The organism is Arsenicibacter rosenii (assembly GCF_001870735.1).
GTDB classification, from domain to species: Bacteria; Bacteroidota; Bacteroidia; order Cytophagales; family Spirosomataceae; genus Arsenicibacter; species Arsenicibacter rosenii.
In genome coordinates this window covers 1-13,665 of record NZ_MORL01000003.1, presented here as the reverse complement: position 1 = coordinate 13,665, position 13,665 = coordinate 1, and the positions used below count along the sequence as shown (strand labels likewise).

At 54.6% G+C, this 13,665-nt stretch carries 13 protein-coding genes; 3 read left to right on the top strand and 10 right to left on the bottom strand.

The annotated features are described in order from the left end of the window. Positions 1 to 176 precede the first annotated feature (176 nt). Positions 177 to 2,141 carry a hypothetical protein gene (locus BLX24_RS06725; RefSeq protein WP_071502356.1) on the bottom strand — a complete coding sequence of 655 codons (1,965 nt, stop codon included), beginning with the start codon at positions 2,139 to 2,141 and terminating at the stop codon, positions 177 to 179. Positions 2,142 to 2,155: 14 nt separating this feature from the next. Between BLX24_RS06725 and BLX24_RS06720 the strand changes: the two genes are divergently transcribed. Then, positions 2,156 to 3,325, top strand: coding sequence for an NAD(P)/FAD-dependent oxidoreductase (locus BLX24_RS06720; protein ID WP_229201723.1), 1,170 nt, complete (start codon positions 2,156 to 2,158; stop codon positions 3,323 to 3,325). A 1-nt stretch (position 3,326) separates the two neighbouring features. On the opposite strand, the gene BLX24_RS06715 is transcribed toward BLX24_RS06720, so the two are convergent. From BLX24_RS06715 to BLX24_RS06700, 4 genes are all read right to left on the bottom strand, one after another. Further along, positions 3,327 to 3,770, bottom strand: a complete 444-nt coding sequence (locus BLX24_RS06715) for a hypothetical protein (protein WP_071502355.1) — start codon at positions 3,768 to 3,770, stop codon at positions 3,327 to 3,329. 90 nt (positions 3,771 to 3,860) lie between these two features. After that, a complete protein-coding gene (locus BLX24_RS06710; RefSeq protein ID WP_218160683.1) occupies positions 3,861 to 4,391 on the bottom strand; it encodes a GNAT family N-acetyltransferase in 531 nt (176 codons plus the stop codon). 69 nt (positions 4,392 to 4,460) lie between these two features. Beyond that, positions 4,461 to 6,248, bottom strand: coding sequence for a translation elongation factor 4 (gene lepA / locus BLX24_RS06705; RefSeq protein ID WP_071502354.1), 1,788 nt, complete (start codon positions 6,246 to 6,248; stop codon positions 4,461 to 4,463). 51 nt (positions 6,249 to 6,299) lie between these two features. Continuing rightward, complete coding sequence (locus BLX24_RS06700) at positions 6,300 to 7,532, bottom strand: DUF819 family protein (RefSeq protein ID WP_071502353.1); 1,233 nt, start codon at positions 7,530 to 7,532, stop codon at positions 6,300 to 6,302. 209 nt (positions 7,533 to 7,741) lie between these two features. On the opposite strand from BLX24_RS06700, the gene BLX24_RS06695 reads away from it, so the two are divergent. Continuing rightward, a complete protein-coding gene (locus tag BLX24_RS06695) occupies positions 7,742 to 8,908 on the top strand; it encodes a S8 family serine peptidase (RefSeq protein WP_071502352.1) in 1,167 nt (388 codons plus the stop codon). Between the two features lie 3 nt (positions 8,909 to 8,911). On the opposite strand, the gene BLX24_RS06690 is transcribed toward BLX24_RS06695, so the two are convergent. The 4 genes from BLX24_RS06690 to BLX24_RS06675 all read right to left on the bottom strand — a co-directional run bounded on the left by BLX24_RS06690 (position 8,912) and on the right by BLX24_RS06675 (position 11,784). Continuing rightward, positions 8,912 to 9,619: a hypothetical protein gene (locus tag BLX24_RS06690; protein WP_071502351.1), complete on the bottom strand. Its 708-nt coding sequence runs from the start codon at positions 9,617 to 9,619 to the stop codon at positions 8,912 to 8,914. Further along, complete coding sequence (locus BLX24_RS06685) at positions 9,616 to 10,371, bottom strand: LVIVD repeat-containing protein (RefSeq protein WP_071502771.1); 756 nt, start codon at positions 10,369 to 10,371, stop codon at positions 9,616 to 9,618. Before BLX24_RS06685 ends, BLX24_RS06690 begins: the two co-directional genes overlap by 4 nt. Positions 10,372 to 10,376: 5 nt before the next feature. Then, positions 10,377 to 10,916 carry an LVIVD repeat-containing protein gene (locus BLX24_RS06680; protein ID WP_071502350.1) on the bottom strand — a complete coding sequence of 180 codons (540 nt, stop codon included), beginning with the start codon at positions 10,914 to 10,916 and terminating at the stop codon, positions 10,377 to 10,379. Between the two features lie 85 nt (positions 10,917 to 11,001). Then, complete coding sequence (locus tag BLX24_RS06675; RefSeq protein WP_071502349.1) at positions 11,002 to 11,784, bottom strand: hypothetical protein; 783 nt, start codon at positions 11,782 to 11,784, stop codon at positions 11,002 to 11,004. Between the two features lie 182 nt (positions 11,785 to 11,966). Between BLX24_RS06675 and BLX24_RS06670 the strand changes: the two genes are divergently transcribed. Continuing rightward, the gene (locus BLX24_RS06670) at positions 11,967 to 13,538 is read left to right on the top strand and encodes an acyl-CoA carboxylase subunit beta (RefSeq protein ID WP_071502348.1); all 1,572 of its coding nucleotides are present in this window, start codon (positions 11,967 to 11,969) and stop codon (positions 13,536 to 13,538) included. A gap of 73 nt (positions 13,539 to 13,611) precedes the next feature. Here the strand turns inward: BLX24_RS06670 and BLX24_RS34230 are convergent. Further along, positions 13,612 to 13,665: CVP-CTERM putative protein-anchoring domain-containing protein (locus BLX24_RS34230; RefSeq protein ID WP_510185430.1), on the bottom strand; the 54-nt coding region annotated here is incomplete at its 5' end.

Genomic DNA, 13,665 nt, shown 5'->3' with positions numbered 1-13,665 from the left:
TTCTTTATTTTGTCATCCCGACAAAGGAGGGATCTCACCGCAATCAATGGCCAGAGATCCCTCCTCCGTCGGGATGACAACAAAACATCCGGAAAATATCGGACATCAAACCACCAGCAATAAATCAGAACCATCAGCAACCACCCGGAACCAGCAGAACAACTGGCAAATAAAAATCATCCCCCGAATACAACCCGGCAGCCGTCCGTTTCGAAGAGAATTTCGCCGGTGGCGAATCCGTCGATGGTGGCGGGGAGCGTACCGGTCAGACTGGCGAAGAAGCGGTACTGCGGCCGTTGCGCGTGGGTCCAGGCCAGGATGTCGCCCGAGCCCGGCGGCAGCAGCCAGACGGTTTCTTTACCCTGGATAGCCGGCCAGATGGATTCGGCAAACGCCCGGATGCGGTCGATAGCGGCAAACTGTTCGCCGTTCTGACCCCAGATGAACGGGCCGTGCGTTACCTTGTCCGTTTCCGTTTCATCGGTAACCTGAAACACGTACAGCTTAGAGTATTCTTCGTTGGCGCCACGGGTCAGATGCGGGTTCCGAACTTCAAAGCCCAGCCCGACATAACTCGGCATATCAGTCAGAAACAGAGACGTAAAATACCGGAAAACATTGCCGGTCTGGTAAAATTCATCAAAACGGGGGTCGTCCTTGTCGGCGGTCATCACCGTGAAGTTGGGCGCAAACCGGCGGGTACGCAGCAGCGCGTCATAGAGTACAAATCGCTCTGTAAATTCGGGGGCGGTAACGGCCGCCGATTGCAGGTCGCCGAGGGTCGAATCGGCTTCGATGGCCTCAAGGTGGTCACACTCATCCCCGTAGCCCATATAATCCGGTTCGACGAGGAATGTTTCGGCAAAAAAAGCGAAATGGGTGGCACCCTGTTGATGGACGTATTTTTTGATGGCCAGCAACGGATCGTAGTACGCATCGGGTGTAGCCGGAACACCGTCGGGCCGCATCTGCACATGAGCCATATCTCCCCGCATAAAGTCAAAGTTGTAGGCGCGCTGGCATTCGTAAAATTTCTGACAGACATACTGCCAGACGGGGAGGTTCGGCCGGTCGAAATCGAGCACCCAATACCGGTTATCATCCTTGCTGTGGTAGAATTTGTATCGTGTCAGCGGCCCAAACACCCGTGACATAGCCTGCGGCTCATCAAACTCATACTGGTACCATTGCTGGCCATAATCGTCGGTCACAAACGAGGCCGGGTTGATGTGCAGGCCGCGATAGGGCGGGGCCATGGTCATCGGTACGGTTTCGAGTCCCTGCTTAACCAGATGCTGAATGAGCTGTAAGCGCCGGTTAAGCCGCCCGCCGTAATCGCCCGGATAGCCGAACAGGATAGCGTGGCGCTGTGCGTCGGTCAGGTACGATTGCGGGTCAAAAAAGACATCGGCCGTAACCGGGTGCGGCTCTTTGTGGGCAAACCCCGCTGTAGTGAGCCAGTTCCAGATAGCGGCTTCAACGTCCTGATATACATCCTCTGTATGGTCGGTGAGCATAATCGGGGGCGTCGTACTGCGTCTTACCCATTCAAAAAAACGGGGATACACGAGCGCCATTTCCGAAAACCGGTCGTTGTGCGGAATCACATCCATACCGACCGTGCGGCCCATGGCGTGGAGCAGGTTGGTGACCACCTTCAACTGCTTTTCGACCGTATCGAGTCCCGGCACATATTTGGCCAGTTCAACGCTGAAAAATTCAGGATTAATCTGCCAGCTGACCATGCCATAGAGGCTGCCCACAACACCCGGTTCCCAGATCGGGAGCAGGTGGATGCTGTCATGACAGGCAGGGATGGTCAGCACATAGTTGATTACGTTCCAGAAGGAGCCAATGGTCCGGACATTGATACCGACCATATTGCTGCGTTTAAGCCACGAGCCGTCGGGTCGCCGGGCCATAGGACCCGGGATGGTTTCGGACGGATCGAGGGCCCGGCGGAGCAGATCATTGCCCAGGCGGTTGTGCAGAATCCCCAGGGTTTTAAAAACCGAAAACTGTACGGCCGATTGGGGCAGTAAGCGGGGGATAAAAGAACTTTCGCCCTGCTGATAAACATCCGTATATCGGGCGTAGTTTTGTTGCCAGTCGGCTTGCAGAAGTTCGATGGGGGTAGGCATATCGCAAATGTACTATGCAGGACGTAAATTGTGCAATGCAGGATGTAATCATCATTGGTGGAGGGCTGGCCGGACTGGTAAGTGCCATAGAATTAGCGCGTTTGGGTTACTTAGTGACACTGATTGAGCGGAAAGTGTATCCTTATCACCGGGTATGCGGGGAGTATATTTCGAATGAAGTAAAGGGCTATTTAACCCGGCTCGGCCTTGACCTGAACCGACTGGGAGCGGCCGACATCCGGCAGTTTGCCTTTACCACGCCGTCGGGGCGGGAGCTGACCGCTCCGCTCGATCTGGGTGGGTTTGGTATCAGCCGGTACCGCCTCGATGAGGCGTTGTACCAACTGGCCATACATGCCGGTGTCACGTTTGTGTTAGGGAAATCAGTAGAGGCCGTGCAGGCTGGCGGGAGCGGGCCGGATGGATTGCCGGTATCGTTTACGGTATCGTCGCAGAACGGGCAGCAGTGGCAGGGCCGCGTGGTAATCGGGGCGTTCGGTAAACGTTCCAGACTCGATAAAACCTTTAACCGGGCGTTTATGCAGCAGCCGTCGCCCTATGTAGGTGTAAAATACCATGTCCGTTTTGCCAACCCAACCGCCTATGCCCGTGACCGGATTACGCTCCACAACTTTCAGGACGGCTATTGCGGCATGTCAGCCATCGAAGACGACCGCTATTGCCTGTGTTACCTCACCACCCGCGACAATGTCCGGAAACATGGCTCGGTGGCGGCCATGGAGCAGGCGGTGTTATACCGGAATCCGCACCTGAAACAGATTTTTGAGCAGGCCGGACACCTGTACGAAAAACCGGAAGTGATCAATGAAATATCGTTTGCGCCAAAGCTGGCGGTTGAACATCATTTGTTTATGACGGGCGATTCGGCAGGGATGATTACCCCCCTGTGTGGCAACGGCATGGCCATGGCGATTCACGGGGCCAGGGTAGCCAGTCAGCTCATTGGTCAGTTGCTGGCAGGAGCGATCAGCCGTGGCGAGGCGGAGCGGTTGTATACGGCCCAATGGAAGCAGTTGTTCGCTCAGCGGCTGTGGGTCGGGCGGCAGGTACAGCACCTGTTCGGAGATGCCTGGCTGTCGGAACTGGCCCTGACATTCTTCAAAACCATTCCGCCGGCCCTGCACGGCGTCATGCGGCTGACGCACGGGCAGGAAATCAGGTAAGTTATCTCAGGTAATATTGACGCACGAGCTGCATGGCTTCCCGGCCGTCCTGTGCACAAACCGAACAAAAAGTGCCGATGCCGTTAACGGGGCCTTCATACTCCCAGGTAAATAGTTTAGGCAGCCGGTTTTTGTCGGCGGTTACGTTCAGGCTGCTCCCGTTCGGGATCAGGTAAAGCTGGCTCCCGTTCGGAAACCGCACGGTAAAGGCAGGCATTCCTTTCACGATATCCTTGCCGAGAAATGCCAGACGGACCTCTTTGCGGTCTTTTCCGTAAGCGTAGGAAATGTCGGCCCGCTGCCCGTTCCGGACCCAGAGACTAATGTGTTCGTACTGATCCGTACCGGCTTTGTTGTAATAATAATTCGCAACTTTGGTTTGCGCTACGCTCTGTATCGCCAGCAGGCAGCCGGCGGCGAACAGCCATTTTCTGATCGGGTTCATATCTGTCGGGGATATTGTGTGGTACATGCTTTGACGCAATAGACAGGGCGCCGACAGAAAATGTTTCAGAAAACGAGCAAGTACACCCCTTCACTGCGCTCTGTAAACCCGGAAGATATGGACGCGGTTACCGGCATAGTCCGTCTCTTTGTCGATGGTCATGCCGTTGCGGAGGGCCACCTGTGCGGAGGCTTCGTTAGTCAGGCTGATGATCGAAATCAGGGAGTTGGCCAGTTGCCGGTCAAAGGCAAACTGTTTACAGGCCCGGGCCGCTTCGGAGGCCAATCCGCGGTGCCAGAAGGCGGGCAGGAGCGAGTAGCCGATTTCAAGCTCCCTTTGCCCGTCGACGGTCTGCACCAGCAACCCGCAATGGCCGGTGAGTGCACCGGTCTGCCGGTCAATCAGGGCATTCATGCCGCCAAGCTGGTTGCTATAGCGGTAAAACTGTTTGTCATACCACTTCCGGCATTCGGTCTCCGGGCTTTCCAGCGTTGCGATCCAGTGCGCGTGCGTCGACGGGTCCTGAAAAAAAGGTAGCCACAGGTCAAAGTCGTCCGGCCGGACCGCGCGGAAAAGGAGCCGTTCGGTCTCGTGGCCGTCAAGGAGGTAAGGGTTGGTCATGATCATCAAAAAAAGTCCCGTCATGACGCAGCATAACGGGACCTGTTAGTATTGCATTGGCGAAAAGAATTAGTTGATCTTCAGAACCGCCATAAAGGCTTCCTGCGGGATCTCAACGTTACCTACCTGACGCATCCGTTTCTTACCCTTTTTCTGTTTTTCGAGGAGTTTACGCTTCCGGCTGATATCACCGCCGTAACACTTCGCCAGGACGTCTTTCCGCAGGGCTTTTACCGTTTCGCGGGCGATGATTTTCTGACCGATAGCGGCCTGAATCGCAATTTCAAACTGCTGACGCGGCAGTAATTCGCGCAGTTTCTCACACAGTTTCTTGCCCCATTCATACGACTTCGACCGGTGAACGATGGCCGACAAGGCATCCACTTTATCGCCGTTCAGCATAATATCGAGCTTCACCATGTCTGACTCCTGATTCCCGATAAATTCGTAATCAAGCGAGGCGTATCCGCGCGAAATGGTTTTGAGCTTGTCGAAGAAATCGAAAACAACCTCGGCCAGCGGCATTTCGAACTGAAGTTCAACGCGGTCAGCGGTCAGGTAAACCTGATTTTTGAGGATGCTGCGTTTTTCCATGCAGAGCCCCATGATCGCGCCGACATACTCGGCTTTCGAAATGATCTGAGCCTTGATAAACGGCTCTTCGATGAAGTCAATATTGTTCGGCTCCGGCATTTCGGCAGGGGCCGATACGACCAGTGTTTCGCCTTTGGTTGTCAGCACCTCAAACCGCACCGATGGTACCGTTGTGATGACCGTCATGTCGAATTCGCGTTCCAGCCGCTCCTGCACAATCTCCATGTGGAGCATGCCGAGGAAGCCGCAACGGAATCCGAACCCAAGGGCCGCCGAGGTTTCCGGTTCCCAGACCAGGGCTGCATCATTGAGCTGTAATTTCTCCATGGCTTCGCGCAGGTCTTCAAACTCACTGGTTTCTACCGGATAAATACCGGCAAATACCATGGGTTTTACCTCTTCAAAACCCTGAATCGCGTCTTTGGCCGGCGCTTCTATGTGGGTGATGGTATCACCGACTTTGACTTCGCGGGCCACTTTGATGCCTGAAATCAGGTAGCCTACATCGCCGCACTCGACAACCTCTTTCGGTTCTTTCTCCAGGCGCAGCGTACCGATTTCGTCGGCAAAATACTCCTTGCCGGTCGCCATGAACTTAACTTTATCGCCTTTGCGGATACTGCCGTTTTTCACCCGGAAGATAACCTCGATACCACGGTATGAGTTAAATACCGAGTCGAAGATCAGGGCCTGGAGTTCGCCTTGCGGGTTACCGGCCGGGGCCGGAATCCGCTCCACGATGGCGTTCAGAATGTCTTCGATACCGATACCTTCCTTGCCGCTGGCCGGAATAATGTCGTCACGCTCGCAGCCGAGCAGGTCTTCCATCTCGTCTTTAATCTCTTCAGGACGGGCACCCGGTAAGTCGATTTTATTTAGTACAGGGATGATAACCAGATTGTTATTCATCGCCAGGTACAGGTTCGAAATCGTTTGGGCTTCGGTTCCCTGCGACGCATCGACCAGCAGCAGTGCACCTTCGCAAGCCGCAATCGAGCGGGAAACTTCATACGAGAAGTCAACGTGGCCCGGCGTATCGATTAAGTTCAGGGTATATGTTTCGCCTTTGTAGACATAGTTCATCTGGATGGCGTGGCTCTTGATGGTGATGCCCCGTTCCCGCTCCAGGTCCATATCGTCCAGCAACTGAGCCTGCATATCACGGTGGGAAACCGTCTTGGTGAATTCCAGAAGGCGGTCGGCCAGCGTACTTTTGCCGTGGTCAATATGGGCGATAATGCAAAAATTTCGGATGTGTTTCACGCTGTGTTAACGTAGATTCAACAGTTATGATTTTACAAAAATAGCTCTTTTTCACGGCGATGCCAACTGCATCATGATTCCGCAGAGATAACCCATGTAGGTGCCGACCGCATAACCCATAATCGCCATCAGCACACCGACGGGCGCAAGGGCCGGATGAAAGGCCGCAGCGATGATCGGTGCCGTGGCCGGACCGCCAATACAGGCCTGGCTACCCACAGCCAGAAAAAAGAACGGCGCCCGCAGCAACCGGCTCACCAGGATCATAATCAGCACGTGAAAGGCCATCCAGACCAGCCCTACAATAATCAGCCCCGGCTGATCGGCAATGGCCAGAATGTTGGCTTTCAGGCCGATGGTGGCGATCATGATGTACAGAAACACACTGGCCAGTTTAGAGGCGCCGGCCCCTTCGTAGCGCCGGGCACGGGTAAACGAAAGGCCGATGCCGATGGCCGTTGCCAGCCCCACAATCCAGAAAAACGGCGCGTTCAGGCTAAACTGCTTCAGGGTCGGGTAGTGGGCGTCGATGTAGGGTGCAATCAGGTCGGCGGCAGCGTGAGCAAGGCCGGTAGCGCCGAAGGCAATGGCCAGCATAACAATCAGGTCAGTAAACGACGGAATCCGCTTGATGGCTTCGGCCTGGTGCTCTACTTTTTGTTTGACTTCCTCAACCGCCGACGCATCAGCCCGCAGCCAGCGGTCAATGCGCCCGGAGTTGGCGGCGCCGTAGAGCAGGGCCGCCAGCCATAGATTCGACACGAAAATATCGACCGTAACCAGCGCCGAAAAAAGCCGGTCGCTGGGCTGGAATACTTCTTTCAGCGCCGTCTGGTTAGCTCCGCCACCGATCCAGGTCCCGGCAATGGTTGCGAGCCCGCGCCAGACTTCATCGGGACCTTCGCCGCCCACCAGCTGCGGGGCAATATGGGCCAGCAGCCAGACCGCGAGTGGCCCGCCCAGCATGATGCTGATGGCCGAGGCCGCAAACATCAGCACCGACGCACGCCCCAACCGGCGGAACGCATTAAAATCAACACTGAGGGTAAACAGCACCAGGCTGGCCGGGAGGAGAAACCGTGACACAATCGGATACAGCGCCATTGTATCGCCGTTGACCACGCCGGTAGTGTTGAGCAGGGAAGGAATGAAGTAGCACAGTAAGGTCGCCGGTACATACTCGTAAAAGCGTTTCCAGAAAGGTCGCCGGCTATCGGCGCTGATAAAGACCAGGGCCAGAATAACCAGCAGGAGGCCGAGCACTACGGCGTCATTTGTAATCATCAGGTTGTCTGTTGAGCGTGTATGCGGTTGATCGGTAAGGGTGTTTACTCCGTAAAAATAGAGAAAGCAAAGGATTTACCGGCTTCGGGCGCAACACAAAAGGGAATCCCGGCGTATTAGGGAGTATAACCAAACCGGCATGGCATGAGCGTAACCTCTACGGATTTACATTTTCTAATCTGAATTAAACCGTTCGTTTACAGGAACTCATGCGACTATCTACGATACCGGCTTTTGTCAAGGCCGCGGTAATCCCCTTACTTATTATTGGCTGTCAGGCTGACCGTGAGGTGGCGCCTTCTGCCGATTGCCTTGTGTCATCGTCGTCGCTGACCGGACAGGCCATTGCCGGCGAATACATTGTTACGGTGCAGACACCGGACAGCAATTCGGCCGGCGGCCGGCAGGTGGCCGGCCTGACAAAACTGCTGACCAAATACGCCATCAACACCAGCGCCAGTTTGCTGGCCAGTAACACTACCCGGACCACTTACCTCACCACAATGACCGCCGGCCAATCGGCCCTGCTGAAACAGGACCCGTCGGTAACGCTGGTAGAACCGGACCGGATTGTATCGGTTTGCAGCTGCGTGGATCTAACGCTGGCATCGACCCTGACCTGGAATGTGGAGCAGACCGGTTATGGCCGCGGGGATAAGCAGACGGGTAAAACGGTCTGGGTCATTGATTCGGGCATCGACCTTGACCATCCTGATCTCAATGTAGACACCGACCGCAGCCGGTCATTTGTATCCGGTAGCACCACCGCCAACGATGATAACGGACATGGAACACACGTGGCCGGCATTATCGGGGCACTCAACAACAATGTCGGGGTGACGGGCGTGGCCTCCGGAGCAACGCTGGTGGCGCTGAAAGTCCTGAATCAGCTGGGCGAAGGGCGGTTGTCGGGGATCATTCAGGCGGTGAATTATGTTGCGCAGAATGGCACCGCGGGCGACGTTGTAAACCTCAGCCTGGGCAGCGAAACATCGTCTACATCGCTCGATAACGCCATTCTTTCCGCCGCTAACAGGGGTATTCTCTTTGCAATTGCGGCCGGAAACGAAAATACGTCGGTCGAGGACCAGTCGCCGGCGCGGGTCAATCATGCCAATGTGTTTACGGTGTCGGCGGTAGATGCCAACGGAAAATTTGCGTCGTTTTCCAATTATGGGGCTTCTGTTGATGTGGCAGCCTATGGCGTCCGGATTTATTCGACCTATAAAAACGGCGCGTATACAACCTTGTCGGGCACTTCAATGGCCGCCCCGCACGTAGCCGGTCTGCTCTACATCCGTGGCATTAACATACCGACCAAAGGCACTGCCACCGGCGATCCCGATGGCAGTCCTGACCCGATTGCGGGCGAATAACGGCTAAAAGGCATACCCGATTTTAAAACCGGCGGTCATATTCGGCAGGGTTGACCGGCCGCGCTCATAACTGCCGAACAGGTCACGGCTTTCGAAAAACCACCGGTCACTGTCGGTCGGTACTTCCTGTTTTTGCACATTCCGGAAGCGCAGTCCGAAGCCCAGGTACAAATCAATCAGCAGGCGTTCGTTTGGGTCACTGCCAAATTTGTTCTGAAAGCCGAATTTAATGTTGCCGCCGGAAACATATTTTGTTGTGGGGGTGTCAATCTGCTGATAGTATGCGCAGCCCCCATCCGCACAGTCCCGGCCGAGCGTATACTTTTCGCGGTTATTTACCTGTTTGTAAAAGGCGTCGACCGCCCAGTAACCACCAAACGGTGTCCGGTATTGCCCGCGGCGTTTCCAGTAGGTACGCCATTCGGCGCGGCTGCGCCAGACCTCGCGGAAACGGTAAGCCTCCCGGTTGCCATTCAGGCTGAAGTTGTGCCAGCCGTAACCCAGTTCGGCCTGTACCGAGTGGCGCTGGTCATAGATGTATTCGGCCCCGAACTGCACCGTATTGTCCGGGTCAACAATGGCCAGCGGAGCCAGCTTAATGACCCATTGGTAGCGCCGGATAGCGGTTGTGTCAGTGGGTTGGGCGTGTGCGTGAAAGGCCGGCATCAGACAAAGTCCCGATGCAATCAGCCGGTAAAAGGATCGGATCATTCGATGGGGAGTTTGCTGAGTAAGGTAATGTCTTTCGGATTGGCATAGCTGTACTGGAACAAACCGTCCGGGCCCGTTACGATCAGGACTTTCTGATTCGGAATAACATCGTAGGTTTTGATGTCCTTGAACCAGGCGATTTCCTTCGCATTCAGCGGGTCGGTAATGTCCAGGACCTTGAGCCCGTAATCGCCTTCCGACACAAACAGCAGGTTCCCGTCGACACCCAGTCCGTGCGGGTTCTGCATCGGATAGCTTTTCAGTAGTTTCGGGGCCGACGGGTTGGTGAAGTCGATTACGTCGAGCACATTCGCACCAACTATGCCTCCGTTGCGGCAGGCCGTTCCGCTACGGAGGGTAGAAAAGGCCAGATTACCCTGTGCCACCACCGGATCGCAGCTCATAATGTGCTGATAGAGCGCGAGTTTTTTAGGGGATGCCGGTTGAGTAATGTCAAAAATATAGACGCCGGTCTGTGTACCGATAAACAGGTTTTTGCCGTAGGGGAAGATCGTTTCCACGCCGAAACCCAGACGGATTTTATCGCCTTTGACCGGGTTGGCGCTGTTGGCAATATGGTATAACTGCAGGCTGGTACTATTCACCGTATAAAGCATATCGCCGGCTACCGTAAACCGCGCCATGGAGCCGCCCACGCCTGCGCCGGGAGAGATGGACCCATCGCTGGATGCCTGACAGGCTGCCAGACCCGCCAGCATGCCCGTAAAAAGAAGATTTTTTATGGCGTTCATGGTGTTTAACGAAAGCATTTCGGGTTGACTAACTCTGCTTGCTCCCAGCCGATAACAACACCTTTCGCGGGGTCGGCACACTCAAAGGTGACGTTTGTCTGTGGCGGATAGGCCGGATACGGGAACGAATTTTCAACCCGTTTGACAACACGCACGTTACGTGGGTTGGCAATGTTGAGGGCAACGAGGTCAACCGCATTGTCGGCATACAGAATACTGTCTTTCACGGCAATATCGCGGTTACCACGGATGGCAATAAACGAAATACGCACCGGTTTAGCCGGGTCGGAGTTATCCACCACATGTATTCCTTTGTCGATTTCGTTGATAAACAGGAATTTGTCCTTGATGTAGATTTTGCCGGGTGCTTTCAGTGGCTGGGGCGTAAGCGTCTGGATCTGCCGGACTTCTTCATAAGAAGCATAAACAGGCCGGTAGCCGGTTTTGGCCGAAAGCCGGTCGTCGGTATAGTCGTAATAACAACCCGTCAGGGCGAGAAGGCCCGCCATCAGCCAGACGTGTCTGTGTGGAAAAGGTTTGTGCATAAGTGACAGTCGTCTTTTTGTACCGGATGCCGGAAACGGGTAAATGGTTGGAAATAAGTAGAAAAATTAAGGCAAACGTATCGGATCATAACGCAACGCCGATTTTCAGCCCGCCCGCAATGCCCGGAAGCCAGCCTTCCAGGCCGGGAATAAACCGCGTATACCGGAGGGCTTCCGGAATCCGGCCATTGGCGGTCAGGACCGAAGGTCCTGCTGTCTGGGTAATGTTGACATAGCGGCGGCCGGCCCCGGCATATACATCAATAAAAACCCGTGACAGGAATGAGGTTTTCTGATGGCTCAGCGCCAGTTGCAGCCCAATCTTCAGGTGGCCGGCCCGGGTTGTGCGGTTTATTTTCTGCGAATAATCCAGAGAGGTAATCAAGCCGCCGGAGGCGGAACTTGTGGTTTTATTAATGCCGATATCCTTGTGCAGGTATTCGGCAGCGATATAAACCCCGTTTAGCTGTCGTTTCGGTTTGAAGATGGTTTGCAGAAACCGGAAAGGCAGGTAATAGCGCAATTCACCGCGGTAGCGCCATGAGGGTTGATGACTCCAGCCATCCTGTAGATAGTCGGCCCCCAGAAGATTCAGGTTTGGAAACGGACCGGCCCAGTTGGCGGGTCCGTAGGCTATTTCACCCTGTACGGAGACCGACGGGATGGTCCGGAGCTCAAGACCCGCCTGCCAGGCAGGATCGATGTCAAGCAGGGTGAGGGGAGCCAGTTTCAGGACGGCGTAGGTTGGCCGGAGTTTTATGGGCCCGGGCTTAACCGCTACAGAGTCAGTTGCCGGCTGTGCCGAAACACCGGAAGCATCGGTCAGGAGCACCAGCAGCCCGACGAAAAACGTATACCTGAAACGCATAAAAAGGAAAGGGCTAACTGTATGTATGACCGGATAGAAACAGGGGAATCAGAGACATCTATAGGTAATTAGCAAAAAAGTTAGCTAAAGAACGCCTGTGTTTGCCCTACAACAAAAATAAGCATAGTACGCAAATCACAAAGAACTATAACTTTGTCCATTCTCATTCTTGAACCTCTTGCATGGATACTACGACAAAACCAACACATGCCAAATTAAGTCCGACGGAGACCCTTGCGCGTAAAAACGAAGAAGCGTTGCTGGGTGGCGGGCAGAAACGGATTGATGCACAACATAAAAAAGGCAAACTGACGGCCCGTGAGCGTATTGCGCTGCTGGTTGATGAAGGCTCGTTCGAAGAGATCGGGAAGTTTGTCATGCACCGCACCAAAGACTTTGGTTTAGACAAGGAATACTACCTTGGCGATGGTGTGGTAACAGGCTACGGTACAATCGACGGTCGGTTGGTCTATGTGTTTGCGCAGGACTTTACGGTCTTCGGCGGGGCGCTGTCGGAAACGCATGCCGAGAAAATCTGCAAAATCATGGATCTCGCCATGAAAAACGGTGCCCCGGTGATTGGCCTGAACGACTCCGGCGGAGCCCGGATCCAGGAAGGCGTTCTGTCGCTGGCGGGTTATGCCGATATTTTTTACCGGAATACCCTCGCATCCGGCGTAATTCCGCAGATTTCGGCCATTATGGGGCCGTGTGCAGGCGGCGCCGTCTATAGCCCGGCCATTACTGATTTTATCTTCATGGTCGAAAATACCTCCTATATGTTCGTAACCGGCCCTAACGTGGTGAAAACGGTGACGCATGAAGAGGTAACGTCGGAAGAACTGGGCGGGGCCAGTACGCACAGCACTAAATCGGGCGTGACGCACTTTGCCTGCGAAAACGAACTGGCCTGTATTCAGCACATTAAAAAACTGCTGAGCTACGTGCCGCAGAACTGCGAGGACGAAGCGCCGGTGCTGCCCTATGAACCACAGGATGAAAGCCGGCCGGTACTGGACAGCATTATCCCTGACAACCCGAACCAGCCGTACGACATGCGCGACGTGATTGATGCGCTGGTGGATGCCGACAGCTTTTTTGAGGTACATAAAAACTTTGCCGAAAACATCGTGGTTGGTTTTGCCCGTATTGCCGGCCGGAGTGTCGGGGTAATCGGCAATCAGCCTGCGGTGCTGGCGGGTGTACTCGATATCAATGCCAGTACGAAAGCCGCCCGCTTTGTGCGGTTCTGCGATTCATTTAATGTGCCGTTGCTGGTGCTTGAAGACGTGCCCGGCTTCCTGCCCGGGACCGATCAGGAGTGGAACGGCATCATTACCAACGGGGCTAAACTCCTCTATGCGTTCTGTGAGGCGACGGTACCACGGGTAACGGTCATTACGCGCAAGGCCTATGGCGGTGCATACGATGTGATGAACTCAAAACACATCGGGGCCGATATGAATTATGCCTGGCCGGGCGCCGAAATTGCCGTAATGGGTGCGGGCGGGGCTGCTGAAATTATCTTTAAGCGGGAAATTGCGGAAGCCGAAGACCCGCAGGCTAAACTACAGGAGAAGGTACAGGAGTATACCGAAAAGTTTGCCAATCCGTACCGCGCCGCCCACCGCGGCTACATTGATGAGGTGATTTACCCGAATGAAACGCGGCAGAAACTCATCAAGGCCTTTAAGATGCTGGAAAATAAAGTGGCGACCTTGCCGCGTAAAAAACACGGGAATATTCCGCTGTAAATAAGGGCAAAGGCTATAAACGGAGAAAGCCCGCTCAACCGAGCGGGCTTTCTCCGTTTATAGCCAGATCAGGTTATGGTCTGACGACTTTTTTGATCGTAATCGGTACGCAGGTAGCCGGCGGACA

Coding starts and splice junctions, on each gene's coding strand:
- BLX24_RS06680 (WP_071502350.1), bottom strand. CDS start 10,916: ATGCACAAACCTTTTCCACACAGACACGTCTGGCTGATGGCGGGCCTT.
- BLX24_RS06695 (WP_071502352.1), top strand. CDS start 7,742: ATGCGACTATCTACGATACCGGCTTTTGTCAAGGCCGCGGTAATCCCC.
- BLX24_RS06675 (WP_071502349.1), bottom strand. CDS start 11,784: ATGCGTTTCAGGTATACGTTTTTCGTCGGGCTGCTGGTGCTCCTGACC.
- BLX24_RS06710 (WP_218160683.1), bottom strand. CDS start 4,391: ATGACCAACCCTTACCTCCTTGACGGCCACGAGACCGAACGGCTCCTT.
- BLX24_RS06725 (WP_071502356.1), bottom strand. CDS start 2,141: ATGCCTACCCCCATCGAACTTCTGCAAGCCGACTGGCAACAAAACTAC.
- BLX24_RS06690 (WP_071502351.1), bottom strand. CDS start 9,619: ATGATCCGATCCTTTTACCGGCTGATTGCATCGGGACTTTGTCTGATG.
- BLX24_RS06700 (WP_071502353.1), bottom strand. CDS start 7,532: ATGATTACAAATGACGCCGTAGTGCTCGGCCTCCTGCTGGTTATTCTG.
- BLX24_RS06685 (WP_071502771.1), bottom strand. CDS start 10,371: ATGAACGCCATAAAAAATCTTCTTTTTACGGGCATGCTGGCGGGTCTG.
- BLX24_RS06720 (WP_229201723.1), top strand. CDS start 2,156: ATGCAGGACGTAAATTGTGCAATGCAGGATGTAATCATCATTGGTGGA.
- BLX24_RS06670 (WP_071502348.1), top strand. CDS start 11,967: ATGGATACTACGACAAAACCAACACATGCCAAATTAAGTCCGACGGAG.
- BLX24_RS06715 (WP_071502355.1), bottom strand. CDS start 3,770: ATGAACCCGATCAGAAAATGGCTGTTCGCCGCCGGCTGCCTGCTGGCG.